The organism is Citrobacter sp. 50677481 (genome assembly GCF_001463265.1).
Classification (GTDB): Bacteria; Pseudomonadota; Gammaproteobacteria; order Enterobacterales; family Enterobacteriaceae; genus Citrobacter_A; species Citrobacter_A sedlakii.
In genome coordinates, this window is sequence record NZ_LNHZ01000027.1 from 182,331 (window position 1) to 202,116 (window position 19,786).

Annotated in this window: 18 protein-coding genes; 9 read left to right on the forward strand and 9 right to left on the reverse strand. The window is 55.9% G+C overall.

Annotated features, from left to right (window positions below; translation table 11 throughout):
- Positions 1 to 233 precede the first annotated feature (233 nt).
- Positions 234 to 1,793 (forward strand): CNNM family cation transport protein YoaE, encoded by a 1,560-nt coding sequence (yoaE, locus tag APU02_RS06605; RefSeq protein ID WP_060569602.1) that lies wholly within the window; start codon positions 234 to 236, stop codon positions 1,791 to 1,793.
- Positions 1,794 to 1,799: 6 nt separating this feature from the next.
- On the opposite strand, the gene APU02_RS06610 is transcribed toward yoaE, so the two are convergent.
- The 4 genes from APU02_RS06610 to pabB all read right to left on the reverse strand — a co-directional run bounded on the left by APU02_RS06610 (position 1,800) and on the right by pabB (position 8,072).
- Positions 1,800 to 3,398, reverse strand: a complete 1,599-nt coding sequence (locus APU02_RS06610; protein ID WP_060569603.1) for an EAL domain-containing protein — start codon at positions 3,396 to 3,398, stop codon at positions 1,800 to 1,802.
- Between the two features lie 149 nt (positions 3,399 to 3,547).
- Positions 3,548 to 4,912 (reverse strand): L-serine ammonia-lyase, encoded by a 1,365-nt coding sequence (sdaA, locus tag APU02_RS06615; protein ID WP_042287775.1) that lies wholly within the window; start codon positions 4,910 to 4,912, stop codon positions 3,548 to 3,550.
- Between the two features lie 1,216 nt (positions 4,913 to 6,128).
- Positions 6,129 to 6,707 carry a CoA pyrophosphatase gene (locus APU02_RS06620; protein WP_042287729.1) on the reverse strand — a complete coding sequence of 193 codons (579 nt, stop codon included), beginning with the start codon at positions 6,705 to 6,707 and terminating at the stop codon, positions 6,129 to 6,131.
- A gap of 3 nt (positions 6,708 to 6,710) precedes the next feature.
- Positions 6,711 to 8,072, reverse strand: a complete 1,362-nt coding sequence (gene pabB, locus APU02_RS06625) for an aminodeoxychorismate synthase component 1 (protein WP_042287727.1) — start codon at positions 8,070 to 8,072, stop codon at positions 6,711 to 6,713.
- A 73-nt stretch (positions 8,073 to 8,145) separates the two neighbouring features.
- Between pabB and APU02_RS06630 the strand changes: the two genes are divergently transcribed.
- On the forward strand, positions 8,146 to 8,325 hold the full coding sequence (locus tag APU02_RS06630) for a YoaH family protein (protein ID WP_042287725.1): 180 nt from the start codon (positions 8,146 to 8,148) through the stop codon (positions 8,323 to 8,325).
- 4 nt (positions 8,326 to 8,329) lie between these two features.
- On the opposite strand, the gene APU02_RS06635 is transcribed toward APU02_RS06630, so the two are convergent.
- On the reverse strand, positions 8,330 to 8,674 hold the full coding sequence (locus APU02_RS06635) for a RidA family protein (protein WP_060569604.1): 345 nt from the start codon (positions 8,672 to 8,674) through the stop codon (positions 8,330 to 8,332).
- A gap of 128 nt (positions 8,675 to 8,802) precedes the next feature.
- Here APU02_RS06635 and APU02_RS06640 point away from each other — a divergent pair, with 128 nt between their 5' ends.
- From APU02_RS06640 to rnd, 5 genes are all read left to right on the forward strand, one after another.
- Positions 8,803 to 10,713, forward strand: coding sequence for an ATP-dependent DNA helicase (locus tag APU02_RS06640; protein WP_042287723.1), 1,911 nt, complete (start codon positions 8,803 to 8,805; stop codon positions 10,711 to 10,713).
- A 57-nt stretch (positions 10,714 to 10,770) separates the two neighbouring features.
- The gene (tsaB, locus tag APU02_RS06645) at positions 10,771 to 11,466 is read left to right on the forward strand and encodes a tRNA (adenosine(37)-N6)-threonylcarbamoyltransferase complex dimerization subunit type 1 TsaB (protein WP_060569605.1); all 696 of its coding nucleotides are present in this window, start codon (positions 10,771 to 10,773) and stop codon (positions 11,464 to 11,466) included.
- A gap of 72 nt (positions 11,467 to 11,538) precedes the next feature.
- Positions 11,539 to 12,120, forward strand: a complete 582-nt coding sequence (locus APU02_RS06650; protein ID WP_060569606.1) for a Slp family lipoprotein — start codon at positions 11,539 to 11,541, stop codon at positions 12,118 to 12,120.
- Between the two features lie 204 nt (positions 12,121 to 12,324).
- On the forward strand, positions 12,325 to 14,010 hold the full coding sequence (gene fadD / locus APU02_RS06655) for a long-chain-fatty-acid--CoA ligase FadD (RefSeq protein ID WP_060569607.1): 1,686 nt from the start codon (positions 12,325 to 12,327) through the stop codon (positions 14,008 to 14,010).
- Positions 14,011 to 14,079: 69 nt separating this feature from the next.
- A complete protein-coding gene (gene rnd / locus APU02_RS06660) occupies positions 14,080 to 15,213 on the forward strand; it encodes a ribonuclease D (RefSeq protein ID WP_082636786.1) in 1,134 nt (377 codons plus the stop codon).
- Between the two features lie 44 nt (positions 15,214 to 15,257).
- Here rnd and APU02_RS06665 read toward each other — a convergent pair whose 3' ends face one another.
- Positions 15,258 to 16,349: a tartrate dehydrogenase gene (locus tag APU02_RS06665; protein WP_060569609.1), complete on the reverse strand. Its 1,092-nt coding sequence runs from the start codon at positions 16,347 to 16,349 to the stop codon at positions 15,258 to 15,260.
- A gap of 103 nt (positions 16,350 to 16,452) precedes the next feature.
- On the opposite strand from APU02_RS06665, the gene APU02_RS06670 reads away from it, so the two are divergent.
- Positions 16,453 to 17,370, forward strand: a complete 918-nt coding sequence (locus APU02_RS06670; protein WP_042287762.1) for a LysR substrate-binding domain-containing protein — start codon at positions 16,453 to 16,455, stop codon at positions 17,368 to 17,370.
- Positions 17,371 to 17,497: 127 nt separating this feature from the next.
- Here APU02_RS06670 and minE read toward each other — a convergent pair whose 3' ends face one another.
- From minE to minC, 3 genes are read right to left on the reverse strand one after another with little or no spacing between them, the layout of a single operon-like run.
- Positions 17,498 to 17,764 (reverse strand): cell division topological specificity factor MinE, encoded by a 267-nt coding sequence (gene minE / locus APU02_RS06675; RefSeq protein WP_001185666.1) that lies wholly within the window; start codon positions 17,762 to 17,764, stop codon positions 17,498 to 17,500.
- 3 nt (positions 17,765 to 17,767) lie between these two features.
- Positions 17,768 to 18,580: a septum site-determining protein MinD gene (gene minD / locus APU02_RS06680; RefSeq protein WP_042287710.1), complete on the reverse strand. Its 813-nt coding sequence runs from the start codon at positions 18,578 to 18,580 to the stop codon at positions 17,768 to 17,770.
- 23 nt (positions 18,581 to 18,603) lie between these two features.
- Positions 18,604 to 19,311 carry a septum site-determining protein MinC gene (minC, locus tag APU02_RS06685; protein WP_042287708.1) on the reverse strand — a complete coding sequence of 236 codons (708 nt, stop codon included), beginning with the start codon at positions 19,309 to 19,311 and terminating at the stop codon, positions 18,604 to 18,606.
- Positions 19,312 to 19,437: 126 nt separating this feature from the next.
- On the opposite strand from minC, the gene APU02_RS06690 reads away from it, so the two are divergent.
- A complete protein-coding gene (locus APU02_RS06690; RefSeq protein ID WP_042287705.1) occupies positions 19,438 to 19,731 on the forward strand; it encodes a YcgL domain-containing protein in 294 nt (97 codons plus the stop codon).
- Positions 19,732 to 19,786: the final 55 nt, after the last annotated feature.

Consider the following 19,786-nt stretch of genomic DNA (forward strand, 5'->3'; position numbering starts at 1 on the left):
TACATTTCTTTGCAAAGGAAGGTAAATCTTTGCCAAAAATACATTCTCTCTGTTATGTTTAACGTCCGTTTAACTTATCAGGAGTATAGGGCACCAGCCCGCTATATGGATCGTCACCGACGTCATTTCACTTTCAGGCCGCAACGCGCCTGCCAGTCTGGCATTTCGTGTCACACTTTTCGTCTGCATATTGCCGTATCGCCTGTTAACCATTCCTTAAGCAGGAGCTTGTCATGGAATTCTTAATGGACCCTTCAATTTGGGCGGGTTTGCTCACGCTCGTCGTTCTTGAAATTGTTCTGGGTATCGATAACCTGGTCTTTATTGCAATTCTTGCGGATAAGCTGCCGCCAAAGCAGCGTGACAAAGCGCGCCTTATCGGTTTATCGCTCGCGCTGATTATGCGCCTGGCGCTACTGTCCATCATTTCCTGGATGGTGACCCTGACCAAACCGCTGTTCTCCGTTATGGATTTCACCTTCTCTGGCCGCGACCTGATTATGCTGCTGGGGGGGATATTCCTGCTGTTCAAGGCGACAACAGAACTGCATGAACGGCTGGAAAACCGTGAGCACGATTCAGGGCATGGAAAAGGCTACGCCAGTTTCTGGGTGGTGGTCACGCAGATCGTTATTCTTGACGCCGTGTTCTCACTTGATGCGGTGATTACCGCGGTCGGTATGGTGAACCATCTGCCGGTGATGATGGCGGCCGTGGTGATCGCCATGGCGGTAATGCTGCTGGCGTCGAAGCCGCTGACCCGTTTCGTCAACCAGCACCCAACGGTGGTGGTGCTCTGTCTCAGCTTCCTGCTGATGATCGGTCTGAGCCTCGTGGCGGAAGGTTTTGGTTTCCATATACCGAAAGGGTATCTGTACGCGGCGATTGGTTTCTCGATCATCATTGAGGTGTTTAATCAGATTGCGCGTCGCAACTTCATTCGCCATCAGTCAACGCTACCGCTGCGCGCCCGTACCGCCGACGCCATCCTGCGTTTGATGGGCGGTAAACGCCAGGCTGCCGTGGCCCATGAGCCGGACAGCCAGACAGCGGTGCCCATTCCGGAAGGCGCATTTGCGGAAGAAGAACGCTATATGATTAACGGCGTCCTGACCCTGGCCCAGCGCTCGCTGCGCGGTATCATGACGCCGCGCGGGGAAATCAGTTGGGTGGACGCGAACCTGAGCGTGAGTGAAATTCGCGAGCAACTGCTTTCTTCGCCGCATAGCCTGTTCCCGGTGTGCCGTGGCGAACTGGATGAGATCATTGGTATCGTGCGGGCGAAAGAATTGTTGGTGGCGCTGGAAGAGGGCGTTGACGTGGCGGCGATCGCCTCGGCTTCGCCTGCGATAGTGGTCCCGGAAACGCTGGATCCTATCAACCTGCTCGGCGTACTGCGCCGCGCCCGCGGCAGTTTTGTGATCGTCACCAACGAGTTTGGCGTCGTACAGGGGCTGGTGACGCCGCTGGACGTGCTGGAAGCTATCGCCGGAGAGTTCCCGGATGCTGACGAAACGCCGGAAATCACCGCTGACGGTAACGGCTGGTTAGTGAAAGGCGGCACCGATCTCCACGCGTTGCAACAGGCGCTGGCGGTGGACAATTTGGTTAATGAGGATGAAGATATCGCGACGGTGGCCGGTCTGGTGATTGCTGCGAAGGGACACATCCCCCATGTTGGAGAGGTGGTTGAGGTCGCCCCGCTCAGCATTACCATTGTCGACGCTAACGACTATCGCGTGGATCTGGTGCGAATTGTTAAAGAGCAGCCTGCGCACGATGAAGAGGAGTAATCGCCTCTAGCGCAGCGGTATCACGGGCGTCATGCGCCCGTTATGCCTGGCGGGAGGCGGCAGGCTTCCCGCCAGCCACTGCGGAAAATCACGCAGCGGCATGGGTTTCGCATAAAGATAGCCTTGCAGCAAATGCACGCCATGACGGCGCAAATACTGCGCCTGTTCCTGCGTTTCCACTCCTTCCGCGACCAGTTCAATGTTCAGTCGTTGCCCGAGGGCGATAATAATGTCGGTCACCGTCGAGTTAACGGCGTCGGTGCCAATGGCATGGGTGAACGACTTATCAATTTTCAGCACGTCCGGGCGCAGCTTTTCCAGCCATGACAGCGAGCTATTACCGGTGCCGAAATCATCGATCGCCAGTTTGATATGCTGGCGCTGCATTTCGCGAACGGTACGATAGTCCACATCCCGCAGGGCATCGCGTTCCGTTAGTTCAATAACCAGTTGCTGCACAGGCTGTGCGCTGAACCAGTACTGGTCCAGATCCCTCAGTAGCTCACCCTTATGAAAGTGGCTGGCGGCAACGTTGATGCCGATATGAAACTGGTGGCTCATCGGGAAAAAATGCCGTTGCCGAATGGTTTCCGCTATCACATACCGGGTCAACGGCGCGATGAGATGATGTTCTTCCGCGATAGGAATAAACACGTCCGGTGAGATCCAGCCCTGACGCGGGTTATTCCAGCGCAGCAAGATTTCCACCCCTGTACACTGCTGCGTGTGCGCGTCCAGTAGCGGCTGGCAGAACAGTTCAAACTCCCGCTGGGCGATGGCGAGGTTAATTTCCCAGGAGAAACTCACCCGGTTGGCGGTGACCAGCCACATGAGATACCCCACCAGCAGGCTTAGCAGGAGGGCCAGCGGCAACTGGGTCGGTAACGTCCTCAACGCCAGCGCCTCTGCACCCGGGCCGGTGACGCTGATGGTAAAGGGAAAGTGCTGCGAGTGACGTTGATAGCGCTCATCTCCATCGAGAGGAGGCAGAGTAGCGACGACACCCTTACCGTAAAGGAGATGGCGGTTGCCGACCGTCAGACTGGCGTGGGTAATTTGCGGTTTTCGCGGCTCCAGCAATAAAGAGATGAGCAGGTCGATGTTTATCACCTCCAGCAGACCGTCTTTGCCATCGGGCGAAGCGGGATACCACTGGATCAGAATAGGGGTGCCAGCAATAAGTACCGCGTCTGTGGAAAGCAACAGCCTGGCATCCGCAGCTGGGAGATCGGGCTGAAGCTGGCGGATTGGGACATCGCGCAGGCCAAGCACGCTGGAGCAATACAGCACGCCGTTTCGCACCAGCGCGATAGCCCGTACCGTTTGCAGCCGGGCGACTTCTTTACGTAAAGGCAGGTGCGCCGAGGCGCAGGGAAGCCCAATTAAAGGTAGTAGATTGTCGCGTCCGTTTTGCAGGGGACGGAGGATCTCATCCAGTGAGGCCACCGCGCGGGAGGCAAAGGTGGCGGTGCGCTGCTGATTTAAATTCCGCTCCGAAATAAATCGAACGCTCAGCGTCAGAATGAGTGTCGCCAGCGCACAAAGCGTGCAAAGAATAAAACGTCTGCGGCGATATTTTTTTATGATCCGTTGTGCTGTCTGCATGCAGGCCACCCGAAAACCGTCGGCCAGAAAAGCCAACCGTAACAGAGCAAGTGTAGTGGGGAAAATGCGGGCCGACGAGAGAGGGCAAAAAATTTCGCCCATCCGTGGCAGATGGGCGAAAGGAAAATTATGCGTGTGAGTGGGCGGGCTTAGTCACACTGCACTTTGATCGCCAGACCGCCGCGAGAGGTTTCCCGGTATTTCGCGTTCATGTCTTTACCGGTTTCGTACATCGTTTCGATGACTTTATCCAGCGAGACGCGGGGCGCGCTGGTACGGCGCATGGCCATCCGCGCAGCATTGATCGCTTTGACCGAGGCAATGGCGTTCCGCTCGATGCACGGAACCTGAACTTGACCGGCAACTGGATCGCAGGTCAGCCCCAGGTTATGCTCCATGCCGATTTCCGCGGCAACGCATACCTGCTCCGGACTGGCGCCCAGCAGTTCCGCCAGGCCTGCGGCAGCCATTGAACACGCCACGCCGACTTCACCCTGACAGCCCACTTCCGCGCCGGAAATGGAGGCGTTCATTTTATACAGCGCGCCGATCGCCCCGGCCGCCAGGAAGTAGCGGGTATAGATATCCGGGCTAACGGATTCAATAAAGTGATCGTAATAGGCCAGCACAGCAGGCACGATCCCGCACGCCCCGTTTGTCGGCGCGGTAACCACGCGCCCACCGGCAGCGTTTTCTTCGTTGACCGCGAGAGCAAACATGTTCACCCAGTCAATCACGTTCATCGGATCGCTGGACAGCTTATCGCTGGAAACCAGCATCCGGCGCAGCGCGGAAGCACGGCGCGGTACGCGTAACGGCCCCGGCAGCACGCCTTCGGTGTTCATCCCGCGATCGATACAGGCCTGCATGGTCTGCCAGACGTGACCAAAATAGTCTTCGATCTCTTTCTTGCTGTGCAGCGCCAGTTCGTTTTGCATGGCCAGCCCTGAAAGCGACAGACCGGTGCTGTTGCAAAAGCCCAGCAGCTCGGTAGCCGATTTGAACGGATACGGCACACTGACTTCACCGGCGGCGTCCTGACCGAAATGTTCTTCATCGACGATAAATCCCCCGCCGATAGAATAATACGTTTTGCTGTAGACAACGTTATCCCCGCTGTAGGCGTGGATCTGCATGCCGTTTTCATGCAGCGGCAGGTTGCCATTGTGAAAACGCATCCCGTCATTTTGCGGGAAGTCGACTTCATGCTGGCCTTGCGCCAGCAGCAGGCGACCGCGATTTTCAACATCGCGAATGAAACCCGGAATGCTGTCAATATCTACGGTGGCAGGTTCGTTGCCTGCCAGGCCCATAATAATGGCGATATCGGTGTGGTGACCTTTACCCGTGAGCGACAGTGAACCATACACGTCGACGGCAACACGGGTAACGCTATCCAGTAATCCTTTTTCGACCAGGTCATCGACGAACTGTTTACCCGCCTTCATAGGCCCTACAGTATGGGAAGATGAGGGACCAATCCCCACCTTAAACATGTCGAATAGACTAATCACGATAATACTCCTGACAGGGTGACTGGAAACTTCCAGAAACGATGTAATAACTGCGCATAGTGTAAGAGGGAACGTCGGCATCAGCTTAACTATTCACATGAATTAAACTAATGAGTAACCGCGTTTTTACTAATGTTGTGACGGGAGTTTCAGGTTGTGTTGTTTGCGCGTAAAGATAAGTATAGCTTGCGGGACTAGAGGGGGGTAATTTCCCTGCCGGTGTAACAGATACCCTTTTCAGATTACAGGATATCTCTCCATGTAACCCCGCAGAAAGGTTCCGTTCGCCCCATGTTCTGTGCCTCTCAGGGCGTCCGTCTCCCGCGAACGTGTTAAGGGCGTTCTCCGCCACGCCCTTAACAATCCCGGCTCCCGGTCGGAAAATTGCCGCTTCGCGGTGCCCTCCGCTTATTCCTTCAGGCTGTCGGGTCGGGGGTGACGCAGCGTCCCTGCTGCGCACCCCCTGAAGCCGCCTCCCTGCGGCTTCCCCCGGCCTTACGGAAACACGTCGGCAATTTTCAGCCGGACCATCCACACCTGACCTCCACAGCGGCGGGCAGGGGATAACAGCATCAACCAGAACCGTAAACCTGTTAGGGTACAGCGCCAGCTGCTCATCACAGCGAAACTCATCTCCCTGAAAAGCAGAGCGTGGCAGCGATGATCCGGTCCGGCGTGAAAATCGATGAGCCGTTGACGGCTGACCGGGGCCGCCCGCAGGGAAGCGGGCGGAGGGGGCGGCCTGCGGGGAGGCAGGCTCGCCCCCGACCCGACAGGCAGACGGCAAAAGGCGAATGCACCACGCAGTGGCGATTTTCCCTGCCGGGAGACTGGGTTGCAAGGGAGGCGGCGGTGAGCCTCCCTTGCGCGTTCACGGGTGCTGAAAGTTCAGAGAAGCACTGCCCGTATGGTGAACGCAACCTGTTGCCGGTGTGACAGATACCCTGTTCAGATCGCAGAATGTCTCTCCATGCAACCTGTTGCCGGTGTGACAGATATCCTTTTCAGATCGCAGGATGTCTCATCATGCAACCTGTTGCCGGTGTGACAGATATCCTTTTCAGATCGCAGGATGTCTCATCATGCAACCTGTTGCCGGTGTGACAGATATCCTGTTCAGATCGCAGGATATCTCATCATGCAACCTGTTGCCGGTGTGACAGATATCCTTTTCAGATCGCAGGCTATATTTTCCGTTTGGCCTTGCGCCATAACCCTACGGCTTCACGCCAATCTGCAATGCCAGTTCACGAATGATGCCCGCGGTCATACCCCAGACGAAATAATGCTCATACCATGACAGCCATACGCGGTGAGAATCGCCTCGACGGTAAACGTCCAACGGATGGTAACGCCCCAGATGCAGCGCCTGTGCCAGCGGCATTTCAAACACAGCGGATACCTCATCCTCACTGGCGCGATAAGGTAGGTTTGGCGGGATCACGCCCACCACTGGCGTCACCTGGTACCCGGTGACGCTATCCACGGGCGGCAAAACGCCAATCACTTCCACCACTTCCGGCGGAATAGCCACCTCTTCCTGCGCTTCACGCAGAGCGGCGGCGATAAGCGACACATCAGTACTGTCTACCGCGCCGCCGGGAAAGGCCACCTGTCCGGCATGCTTGCGCAGATGCACGGAACGCTGGGTCAGTAGCAGCCCGGGCTGAGGACGACGCACCACCGGAATGAGAACCGCAGCCTGGCGCTGATTGAGCGACGCACGATTGATCTGCGGTCGCAAAAGTTGGAAGCGTGATAAAAAATCATCCAGCGTCAGGCCTGTGTTTTCCACGGGTTAGTTCTCCAGTTGATGCAAAATACGGTTCACTTTATCAAACGTTTCCTGATATTCCGCCTGTTCCTCGCTATCGGCCACAATGCCGCCTCCGGCAGAGCAGTATAGCTGACCGTTAACCGCTGTGAGGGTGCGAATAGTAATGCTGGTGTCCATATTGCCGCACACGCTCAGGTAGCCGATGCTGCCGCACCAGGCGTTGCGGCGATGGGGTTCCAGTTCATCGATAATCTCCATCGCCCGCACTTTTGGCGCGCCGGTAATGGAGCCGCCCGGGAACGCAGCGCGAAGGAGATCCGTGGCGTGGCGCGTCGCGGGCAGTTGCGCGGTGATGGTGCTGACCAGGTGATGTACCGCCGGAAACGGTTCAACGACAAACAGTTCCGGCACTTTCACCGTGCCGGGAATCGCCACGCGGCCGATGTCATTACGCATCAGGTCGACGATCATCAGATTTTCGGCGCGATCTTTTGCCGAATGCGCCAGTCTTTGCGCCTGTTGGCGGTCGGCCTGCGCGTCCGACAGTCGTGGCAGGGTTCCCTTGATCGGCCGGGTCTGGATTTCGCCCTTATCCAGCAACATAAAGCGTTCCGGCGACAGGCTCAGAATCGCCCCTTCGTCAAGACGTATAAAGGCGCTGAACGGCGCGCGGTTGGCCTGATTAAGCTGCGTAAAGGCCAGCCATTCATCCCCCTGATACGCCGCCTGAAAACGCTGCGCCAGATTCACCTGATAACAATCGCCGCTGTGCAGGTACGCCTGCACCTGACGGAATTTTTCCCCATACTGTTCGCGGCTCATATTCGACTGCCAGCCAGAGGTCAGCGCAAACGGCGTCCGGGCGGGGGAACGCTGGCTTTTCAGCCAGTCGTAGCGTGCCTGTACGTCGGTATGGCTGAGCAGCGTCACCGTGTGGCGGTGATGATCGACAATCAGCGTCCAGTCGTAAATGCCAATCGCCATTTCCGCAAGAGGGATATCCTGCTGCGCAATAGACGGCAATGACTCAAAACGTCGCCCAAGGTCGTAGCCGAATAATCCCAGCGCGCCGCCCTGAAACGGAAGCGCGTCATTAGGCGACGGATGAAGCTGCAGCGTATCCAGCGCCGTTTGCAGTAACGCCAGCGGATCGTCGTGGCTGTCGCGAACGCCATTCGCGTCGCGGATTTGGGTTGCGTCGCCGTGGGTGGTGAGCGTACAGCATGGATCGGCCACCACGATATCAAAACGGCTGTGCGGATGATTCGCATGGCCGGAATGCAGCAGCATCGCCCAGGGTAAATGGCTTAGCGGGGCAAAATAGTATTCGGCGGCGTCCTGACGCCAGGGGAGCGTAATAATCGCGGGAGATAACGTCTTCATTGATCCTGACTGTACTGGCTATGTGACGGGTTGCATGAAATAATTAGCGCAGACAATTTAGCAGGAGTTGACGATGTTTGCAGGTTTACCTTCACTCAGCCACGAGCAGCAGCAGAAAGCGGTTGAACGAATCCAGGAACTGATGTCCCAGGGCATGAGCAGCGGTCAGGCGATTGCGCTGGTGGCGGAAGAGCTACGCGCCACGCATACCGGCGAACGGATCGTGGCGCGTTTTGACGATGAAGACGAATAGCGACTCAGACCGCCGCGATAATCTTTATCTCAACTTTATATTTCGGGTTCATTAATCCAGCCTGCACCGTGCAGCGCACCGGAGCGTGTCCGGCAACGACCCAGGCGTCCCAGGCTTTGTTCATCGCCGCAAAATCGCTTTTATCCGCCAGGAAAATGGTTGCATCAAGAATACGTGACTTGCTGCTGCCCTGCTGCGCCAGCGCGGCGTCGATCTGAGCCAGCGTATTGGCCGTCTGTTCAAACGCATCGGCGTCCAGATTCGACGGCACGCCGGTGTAGTACAGCGTGTTGTTGTGGATCACCACGTCGGACCAGCGGTCTTCGGCATCAATACGAATAATCGTCATACATTCTTCCTCTTTAACGTTCTGCATACGCGGGCAAACTGCCATATTGTCAGGGCGTCGACATTTCTTCAACTGGCGTAAGACTCTCCGGCCTGACATAATCCCTGTTCAAATTAACAGGGGGTAGTGTGACGGACGATTTTGCACCAGAAGGTCAGCTGGCTAAAGCGATACCGGGTTTTAAACCGCGCGAACCACAGCGACAGATGGCGGTAGCCGTCACACAGGCCATTAAACGTGCGCAGCCGCTGGTGGTGGAAGCCGGGACGGGGACGGGGAAAACCTACGCCTACCTCGCGCCAGCATTGCGCGCGAAAAAGAAAGTGATTATCTCTACGGGGTCGAAGGCCTTGCAGGATCAGCTGTACAGCCGCGATCTGCCGACGGTAGCAAAAGCGCTACAGTACAGCGGCAAACTGGCTCTGCTGAAAGGGCGTTCAAACTATCTTTGCCTCGAACGCCTGGAGCAACAGGCGCTGGCGGGGGGAGACCTGCCGGTGCAGACCTTAAGCGATGTGATCCTGCTGCGCTCCTGGTCGAACCAGACCGTAGATGGCGATATCAGTACCTGCGTCAGCGTAGCCGAAGATTCCCAGGCCTGGCCGTTGGTTACCAGCACTAACGATAACTGCCTCGGTAGCGACTGTCCTCTGTATAAAGACTGCTTCGTGGTAAAAGCGCGTAAAAAAGCGATGGAGGCGGATGTCGTGGTGGTGAACCATCATCTGTTTCTCGCTGACATGGTGGTCAAAGAGAGCGGTTTCGGCGAACTGATCCCGGAGGCGGAAGTGATGATTTTCGACGAAGCCCACCAGCTTCCGGACATTGCCAGCCAGTATTTCGGACAATCGCTTTCCAGTCGCCAACTGATGGATCTGGCGAAAGATATTACCATTGCCTATCGTACCGAGCTGAAAGACACCCAGCAGTTGCAAAAATGTGCCGACCGTCTGGCGCAAAGCGCGCAGGATTTTCGCCTGCAGCTGGGCGAACCGGGGTATCGCGGCAATCTGCGCGAATTGCTGGCAGATCCGCGCGTGCAGCGTGCCTTTTTACTGCTCGATGACACCCTCGAGTTATGTTATGACGTGGCGAAGCTGTCGCTTGGCCGCTCGGCGCTGCTTGACGCCGCCTTTGAGCGCGCCACCCTCTACCGGGCGCGCCTGAAGCGGCTGAAAGAGATCAATCAACCCGGTTACAGCTATTGGTACGAATGCACGTCGCGCAATTTTACCCTTGCGCTGACCCCGTTGACCGTGGCGGACAAATTCAAAGAGGTGATGGAGCAGAAGCCGGGGAGTTGGATCTTCACCTCCGCCACGCTGTCGGTGAACGACGACCTCCACCATTTTACCGCACGTCTGGGTATTGAGCAGGCGGAATCGATGCTGCTGCCCAGCCCATTTGACTACAGCCGTCAGGCATTGCTGTGCGTGCCGCGCAATCTGCCGCAAACCAACCAGCCAGGCGCGGCGCGCCAACTGGCGGCAATGTTAAGACCGATCATCGAAGCCAATAATGGGCGCTGTTTTATGCTCTGTACTTCTCACGCCATGATGCGCGACCTGGCGGAGCAGTTTCGCGCGACCATGACGCTGCCGGTACTGCTGCAAGGCGAAACCAGTAAAGGCCAGCTGTTACAGCAGTTCGTCAGCGCCGGTAATGCCCTGCTGGTGGCGACCAGCAGTTTCTGGGAAGGGGTGGATGTGCGCGGCGATACGCTGTCGTTGGTGATTATCGATAAGCTGCCGTTTACCTCGCCGGACGATCCGCTGCTGAAAGCGCGAATGGAAGACTGTCGACTGCGTGGCGGCGATCCGTTTGACGAGGTGCAATTACCCGATGCGGTGATCACCCTGAAACAGGGCGTAGGCCGCCTGATCCGCGATGCCGACGATCGCGGCGTGCTGGTGATTTGCGACAACCGGCTGGTAATGCGCCCCTATGGCGCGACGTTTCTGGCCAGTCTGCCGCCCGCGCCGCGTACCCGGGATATCGCCCGCGCGGTCCGTTTTCTCGCTATGCCTTCAGCGGAGTAATTTACGCTGGAGTATGGTAAGATGCGGGCCATTTTATTGATCTAAGCACGAAAACCCATGCGAATTCTGGCTATCGATACCGCCACAGAAGCCTGTTCTGTCGCTCTGTGGAACGACGGTTCCCTCACGGCTCATTTTGAGCTTTGTCCACGCGAACATACGCAACGTATCCTGCCCATGGTGCAGGACATCCTGACCCGAAGCGGCCTTTCACTCACTGAACTTGACGCGCTGGCCTTTGGACGCGGGCCGGGCAGTTTTACCGGCGTGCGTATTGGTATTGGCATTGCGCAGGGGCTGGCCCTGGGGGCGGAACTGCCGATGATTGGCGTCTCCACGCTGGCGACAATGGCGCAGGGCGCCTGGCGCAAAAGCGGCGCAACCCGCGTACTGGCGGCCATTGACGCGCGCATGGGCGAAGTCTACTGGGCTGAGTATCAGCGTGACGAAAACGGCCTCTGGCACGGCGAAGAAACGGAAGCGGTGCTCAAACCGGAGCAGGTGGAAGGACGGCTGCAGCAGCTCGACGGCGAATGGGTTACCGTGGGAACCGGCTGGCCTGCGTGGCCCGATCTCGGTAAACAGAGCGCTCTGGCGCTGCGTGACGGCGGCATTTTGCTGCCCGCAGCGGAAGACATGCTTCCTGTTGCCCGCCAATTGTTGGCGGCAGGAAAAACGGTCGCTGTTGAACATGCCGAACCGGTTTATTTACGTAACAACGTGGCCTGGAAGAAACTTCCGGGCAAAGAATGAATCTCAGTAGTATGTATGCCCTGGAAATGCACTGGAACTTCGGGGCAGTGCGCTGAGAAAAGGAGTCGCAGTATGGCGGTTCAAAAACAAGTTGTTAAAAATCTGCTGGCGGGCGCGATCGTGCTGATGCTCAGCGGGTGTGTGACCGTTCCGGATGCCATCAAAGGCACCAGCCCGACGCCGCAGGACGATCTGATGCGGGTGATGAATGCCCCGCAGCTGTACGTTGGTCAGGAAGCGCGATTTGGCGGTAAGGTGGTGGATATACAAAACCAGCAGGGCAAAACCCGACTGGAAATCGCTACCGTCCCGCTGGACAGCGGCGCGCGCCCGATCCTTGGCGAGCCGTCACGCGGACGTATTTATGCTAACGTGAACGGCTTTCTTGATCCGGTCGATTTTCGCGGTCAGTTAGTGACGGTCGTCGGGCCGATCACCGGCAGCGTGGCGGGGAAAGTCGGCAACACGCCGTATAACTTCATGACCATGGACGTGACGGGCTACAAGCGCTGGCGTATCGCTCAACAGGTCGTCATGCCGCCGCAGCCTATCGACCCCTGGTTCTATGGCGGACGAGGCTGGCCCTATGGCTACGGCGGCTGGGGGTGGTATAACCCTGGGCCTGCTCAGGTTCAGACGATAGTCACAGAGTAACCCTTTGTATTATCAGTAAAAGAAACAGCGGCACGTCCGCTGTTTCTGCGTTAGTCATGTCATAAGAAAAATAAATAGTGACGCGCTTCGCAACCTTTTCGTTGAGTAATTAATAAACTGGTACGCTGAGTTAATATTATGTTAACGACTTGTTTATTATATGGGGTTGCGATGACGACGAACACTCATTTTAGAGGTGATGCAGTGAAGAAGGTTTGGTTAAACCGTTATCCCGCGGATGTGCCTGCGGAGATCAATCCTGACCGTTATCAATCCCTGGTAGAACTGTTTGAACATGCTGTCGCGCGTTACGCCGATCAGCCCGCGTTCGTTAATATGGGGGAGGTGATGACCTTCCGCAAGCTGGAAGAGCGGAGCAGGGCGTTTGCGGCCTATTTGCAGGAAGGGCTGGGTCTGAAAAAGGGCGATCGCGTCGCGCTAATGATGCCAAACCTGTTGCAGTATCCCGTCGCGCTGTTTGGCATTCTGCGTGCCGGGATGATCGTGGTGAACGTCAACCCGCTATACACGCCGCGCGAGCTGGAGCATCAGCTCAACGACAGCGGCGCGGCGGCGATCGTCATTGTCTCGAACTTCGCCCACACCCTGGAAAAAGTGGTTGAGAAAACTCAGGTTCAACACGTTATTCTGACCCGCATGGGCGACCAGCTGTCGACGGCGAAAGGGACGCTGGTGAACTTTGTGGTCAAATACATCAAACGTCTGGTGCCAAAGTACCATCTGCCGGATGCCATCTCGTTTCGCAGCGCGCTACATGCGGGCTACCGCATGCAGTACGTGAAGCCGGAAGTGGTGTCTGAGGATTTGGCTTTCCTGCAATATACCGGCGGCACGACCGGCGTGGCGAAAGGCGCGATGCTCACCCATCGCAATATGCTGGCTAACCTTGAGCAGGTGAAAGCGACCTATGGACCGCTCCTGCATCCGGGGAAAGAGCTGGTGGTGACCGCACTGCCGCTGTACCACATATTCGCGTTGACCATGAACTGCCTGCTGTTTATCGAACTGGGCGGACAGAACCTGCTGATTACCAACCCGCGCGATATTCCGGGGCTGGTGAAAGAGTTGGCAAAGTACCCGTTTACCGCCATGACCGGCGTGAACACCCTGTTTAACGCGTTGCTGAATAATAAAGAGTTCCAGCAACTGGATTTCTCCTCCCTGCATCTTTCCGCCGGCGGGGGTATGCCGGTGCAGCAGGCGGTAGCTGAACGCTGGGTGAAACTGACCGGGCAGTATCTGCTGGAAGGCTATGGCCTGACCGAATGCGCGCCGCTGGTCAGCGTGAACCCGCATGATATTGACTATCACAGCGGCAGCATTGGGTTGCCGGTGCCGTCTACCGAAGCTAAGCTGGTGGACGATGATGATAACGAAGTGCCGCCGGATCAGCCCGGCGAACTGTGCGTCAAAGGTCCGCAGGTGATGCTCGGTTACTGGCAGCGTCCGGATGCGACCGACGAGATCATCAAGGACGGCTGGCTGCATACGGGTGATATCGCGGTGATGGACGATGAGGGTTTTTTGCGCATTGTCGACCGTAAGAAAGACATGATTCTGGTCTCAGGTTTCAACGTTTATCCAAACGAGATCGAAGATGTTGTGATGCAGCATCCGGGAGTCCTGGAGGTCGCGGCCGTCGGCGTGCCGTCCGGCAGCAGCGGCGAAGCGGTGAAGATTTTCGTGGTGAAAAAAGATCCGTCATTAACGGACGAGGCGCTGGTGACTTTCTGCCGCCGCCAGTTAACCGGCTATAAGGTGCCGAAGCTGGTGGAGTTCCGCGATGAATTGCCAAAATCCAATGTCGGAAAAATTTTACGTCGAGAATTGCGTGACGAAGCCCGCGCCAAAGTAGACAATAAAGGCTGAGCGTTAAGCAACACGTCAAGCGCCGGATAATCCGGCGTTTTTTTTGGCGTAAAACAAAGAGAAAGCAATTTGAATTACCAAATGATCACCACTGACGACGCGCTGGCGACCCTCTGTGAGGCGGTTCGCGCGTTTCCTGCCATCGCCCTTGATACCGAATTCGTTCGTACGCGCACCTATTACCCGCAGTTAGGGCTTATCCAGTTGTTCGACGGCGAACATGTTGCGCTAATCGATCCGCATGGCATCACCGACTGGTCGCCGCTGAAGGCGATTTTACGCGATACTGCTATCACGAAATATCTGCACGCAGGCAGTGAAGATCTGGAAGTGTTTCTGAATGCCTTTGGCGAGCTGCCGCAGCCGCTGATCGACACGCAAATTCTGGCGGCTTTCTGCGGTCGCCCGCTGTCGTGGGGTTTTGCCTCAATGGTCGAAGAGTTTAGCGGCGTGGCGCTCGACAAGAGCGAGTCGCGGACCGACTGGCTGGCGCGTCCACTGACGGAACGCCAGTGTGAATATGCGGCGGCGGACGTATGGTATCTGTTGCCGATCGCCGGAAAACTGATGGCGGAAACCGAAGCTGCTGGTTGGCTGCCCGCAGCGCTGGACGAATGCCGTCTGATGCAGCAACGTCGTCAGGATATTCTGGCGCCGGAAGAGGCGTGGCGTGATATCACCAATGCCTGGCAACTGCGTACCCGCCAGTTGGCCTGTCTGCAACTGCTTGCCGACTGGCGGTTGCGAAAGGCGCGCGAGCGCGATCTGGCGGTGAACTTCGTGGTGCGTGAAGAACATCTGTGGTCGGTGGCGCGCTATATGCCCGGCAGCATGGGGGAACTCGATAGCCTCGGGCTTTCCGGCAGTGAAATTCGCTTCCATGGCAAGACGCTGCTCGCGCTGGTTGCCAAAGCGCAGGCGTTACCCGAGGAGGCGCTGCCAGCGCCGCTGCTTAATCTGATCGACATGCCTGGCTATCGGAAAGCGTTTAAAGATATTAAAGCGCTGATTGCCGGAGTGAGCGCCGGGCATAACGTCAGCGCCGAACTGCTGGCGTCACGCCGCCAGATCAACCAGTTGCTTAACTGGCACTGGCAGCTCAAACCGCAAAACGGCGAGCCAGAATTGATCTCCGGTTGGCGCGGCGAGTTGATGGCCGCGCAGCTTCATGCGCTGCTGGCGGAGTATCCGCGTCAGGGCTAATGTCAGCCCGCTCCGGCTGGACATCCGCCATGTACGGCCTTCGCTTACTGCATGGACCGTATCCGTTCGCAGACAGCCTCGCCTACCTGCCGGGTTGAGGCGTTCCCCTTCATATCAGGCGTTTTCGGTCCGCTGGCAATCACTTGCTCGATCGCCGCCAGGATACCGTCATGGGCAGCGGTATAGCGCGCATCGCCTTCCCCAAGGAAATCGAGCATCATCGCGCCTGCCCAGATAGTGGCGACCGGGTTGGCAATGTTCTGGCCGTATATGTCCGGCGCGGAACCGTGGACCGGTTCGAACAGGGAGGGGAAAGTGCGCTCCGGGTTCAGGTTGGCGGAAGGCGCGATGCCAATGGTACCCGTACACGCCGGACCGAGGTCAGACAGAATATCGCCAAACAGGTTTGAGGCGACCACTACGTCAAAGCGTTCCGGCTGCATGACAAACCGGGCGCACAGAATATCGATGTGCTGCTTATCCCAGCGAATAGCGGGAAAGTGCTGCGCCATTGCTTCCACGCGTTCATCCCAGAATGGCATACTGATCGCCAGCCCGTTAGATTTGGTGGCGGAGGTCAGCGTTTTACGCGGGCGACTTTGCGCCAGTTCGAACGCATAGCGCAAAATGCGATCCACGCCGCGGCGGGTAAACACCGACTCCTGGATCACCAGTTCATGTTCGGTGCCCGGATTAACCCGTCCACCCAACGCCGAATATTCGCCTTCAGTATTTTCTCGCACCACGTAGAAATCAATATCGCCAGGCTGCTTGCCCGCGAGCGGGCAGGGCACTCCCGGAAAGAGGCGTACCGGTCGCAGGTTAACGTACTGATCGAATTCACGGCGGAACTTCAGTAGCGATCCCCACAGGGAGATATGATCCGGCACGGTGTCCGGCCAGCCAACCGCGCCAAAATAGATGGCATCAAACGATGACAACTGTGCGTGCCAGTCATCCGGCATCATCTTGCCGTGTTGCTGGTAGTACTCACAGCTGGCCCATTCAAAGGTTTCAATACTCAGAGACAGCCCCCAGCGCTCGCTGGCGGCCTTTAACACCCGTAGCCCTTCCGGCAGAACCTCTTTACCAATGCCGTCTCCGGGGATGGCGGCAATGCGACAGGTTTTGTTCATTTCAGATCTCACTTATCGGCTCAGAAAATTGACTTCACCGCTATCCTATAATTGACTGAACGGCAGTTAATGAGACCAACTGGTGAAACATAAAACACAGATCATGAATAATCTGCCGTTGTTAAATGACTTACGCGTCTTTATGCAGGTTGCCCGGCGTTCGGGATTTGCCGCGGTGGCGCAGGAGCTGGGCGTATCGCCTGCCTTCGTCAGCAAACGTATCGCCCTACTGGAACATACGCTCAACGTGGTTCTGCTACATCGCACCACCCGGCGGGTGAGCATGACCGAAGAGGGCGAGCGCATCTACGCCTGGGCGCAGCGTATTTTGTATGATGTGGATCAGATGATGGACGAGCTTTCTGACGTACGTCAGGTGCCGCAAGGGATGCTGCGGATCATCAGTAGCTTTGGCTTTGGCCGACGCGTGGTAGCGCCCGCGCTTTCAGCACTGGCGAAGCAGTATCCCCAGTTGGAATTGCGCTTTGATGTCGAAGATCGGCTGGTGGATCTGGCAAATGAAGGCGTCGATCTGGATATTCGCATTGGCGATGATATCGCGCCGAATCTTATCGCCCGCAAACTGGGTACGAACTATCGTATTCTTTGCGCCTCGCCGTCATTTTTAGCGCAGCACGGCACGCCAAAGCAACTGACGGAGCTGTCCGCCTGTTCCTGTCTGGTAATAAAAGAGCGCGATCACCCATTTGGCGTTTGGCAACTCCAAAATAAAGAGGGGCAACATGCCATCAAAGTGACAGGCGCGCTGTCGTCGAACCATGGGGAGATCGTTCACCAGTGGTGCCTGGACGGCCAGGGGATTGCGTTACGCTCATGGTGGGATGTCTGTGACAATATTGCCAGCGGTCAACTGGTGCAGGTTCTGCCGGAGTATTATCAACCAGCAAACATCTGGGCCGTTTATGTCTCCCGGCTGGCGAACTCCGCGAAGGTACGAATTACGGTTGAGTTTTTGCGGGATTATTTCGCCGACCGCTATCCGACATTTTCCGTGAAATGAATTCAGGTCATACTGTATAAATAACCAATATTTTGAGCAGAAAAAATGTTTATTACGATTTTCTTATACAAATAAAAAAAGGCAGAAAGTTCCGCCTTTTTTTCCAGGATTTTTCTGAGCGAAAGCGTTATTTCGACTCTTCCGCTTCTGGCAATGTCACGTTAAGTTCGAGAATAGAAATGTCGCCGTCTTTTTGTTCAAGCTGAACGGTGACCATTTCAGGATCGATTTGTACGTATTTACAAATGACCTCAAGAATATCTTTGCGTAACTGCGGTAAATAATGCGGCTCGGCGTCGCTACGACGACGCTCTGCGACAATAATCTGTAATCGCTCTTTCGCGATGTTGGCTGTACTCTTTTTCCGCGAGAGAAAAAAATCCAGTAATGCCATAACTTATCCTCCGAACAGGCGTTTGAGGAAACCTTTCTTCTCTTCTTCAATGAAGCGGAAAGGACGTTCTTCTCCCAACAGACGATCTACCGTATCGGCATACGCTTTACCCGCGTCTGCATTGATATCCAGAATGACCGGCTCGCCCTGGTTAGAGGCGCGCAGTACAGACTGATCTTCCGGGATCACCCCGACAAGCTTAATGCGCAGGATTTCCAGCACATCTTCCATGCTGAGCATATCGCCTTTATTCACCCGGCCCGGGTTGTAGCGCGTCAGCAGCAGATGTTCTTTGATCGGTTCTTCGCCATTTTCGGCGCGGCGGGATTTCGACGCCAGAATCCCCAGAATGCGGTCGGAGTCACGAACCGAGGAGACTTCCGGGTTCGTGGTGATGATCGCTTCATCGGCGAAGTAGAGCGCCATCAGCGCGCCGGTTTCAATCCCCGCCGGGGAGTCGCAGACAATGAAGTCGAAATCCATCGCTTTCAGATCGTCGAGGACTTTCGCGACGCCTTCGCGGGTCAGGGCGTCTTTATCGCGCGTCTGAGAGGCAGGAAGAATAAAGAGGTTTTCAGTACGTTTGTCCTTGATTAACGCCTGATTCAGCGTCGCATCGCCCTGAATGACGTTGACGAAATCGTAAACGACCCGGCGTTCACACCCCATGATAAGATCGAGGTTACGCAGGCCGATATCAAAATCAATAACGACAGTTTTCTTTCCCTTCTGGGCCAAACCAGTAGCGATGGCCGCGCTGGAGGTGGTTTTGCCAACGCCCCCTTTACCCGAAGTAACTACAATAATGCGTGCCATAGAAATTCCTTGTTAAAAAGGGATCAATTCAACGGTTGAACTGTCAAAGCGTTGTCTGCTAACTGCAAACGGGCCGCTTTGCCATAAAATTCTGCTGGGATTTTATCACTCAGCCAGTAAACACCTGCGATAGAGACCAGTTCTGCCGTCAGATGGGTACAAAAAATTTGCGCTTCCCGATCGCCGCTTGCGCCCGCCAGCGCACGGCCTCTCATCATGCCGTAGACATGAATATTACCGTCAGCGATAAGCTCTGCGCCAGCGCTGACGTGACTTGTAACAATCAGATCACATTGTGGTGCATAAATGCGCTGACCGGAACGAACCGGCACATCAATAAATCGCGTTTTTGTGACGGAACCAGCGTTTTGCGCCGGGGCGACAGGGGCGACGGGTTCAGCTGGCGCGGAACGCGCGGCTTTTTCTTTCCCTTCAGTCAATAAGGGAAGGCCCATCTGGTCGATTTCCGCTTTTAAACGGGCGTCTTTGCAGCCGCTGACCCCGATAATCCGCAGTCCTGTGGAGGTCACCACCTCCTGCAGAACCGGCCAGTTTACCGGCGCGTCCAGACCGCTGACGTTAATCACCACCGGGGCGTGTTTTAAAAAAGCGGGAGCCTGAGCGATTTTGTCTTCTAACGCCTGACGAATAACCTCGGGTTCGGCTTCATGCAAATGAACCACTGATAAGGTGAAGCTACTGCCTTTAAGTTCGATGGGCGTGTTTGACATCCTGGCCTTACTCAATTTGCTATTTATCATCCCCGATATGGGATGATATTCCGAAGTCCAGAAGGCATGTTATAGTCACTATTATATTGAGGCAAGTCGCCAACCGTTTAATTCAGAGTAAAATGTATGTTTTGTGTGATCTACAGAAGTACCCGACGTGACCAGACCTATTTATATGTCGAAAAAAAAGACGATTTTTCACGCGTACCTGAAGAGCTGATGAAAGGATTTGGCCAGCCAAAACTGGCAATGATATTGCCGCTGGATGGTCGTAAGAAGTTAGTCAACGCCGATCTGGATAAAGTAAAGCAAGCCTTAGCGGAGCAGGGATATTATTTACAATTGCCTCCGCCGCCGGAAGATTTATTGAAGCAACATCTTTCAGCCTCCTCGCAGCACGCTCCAGAAACGGATAAATAAACGGTATCCGGCGTTAAGCCTTGCCGGTGCCATTACTGACCATCCAGGATGACAG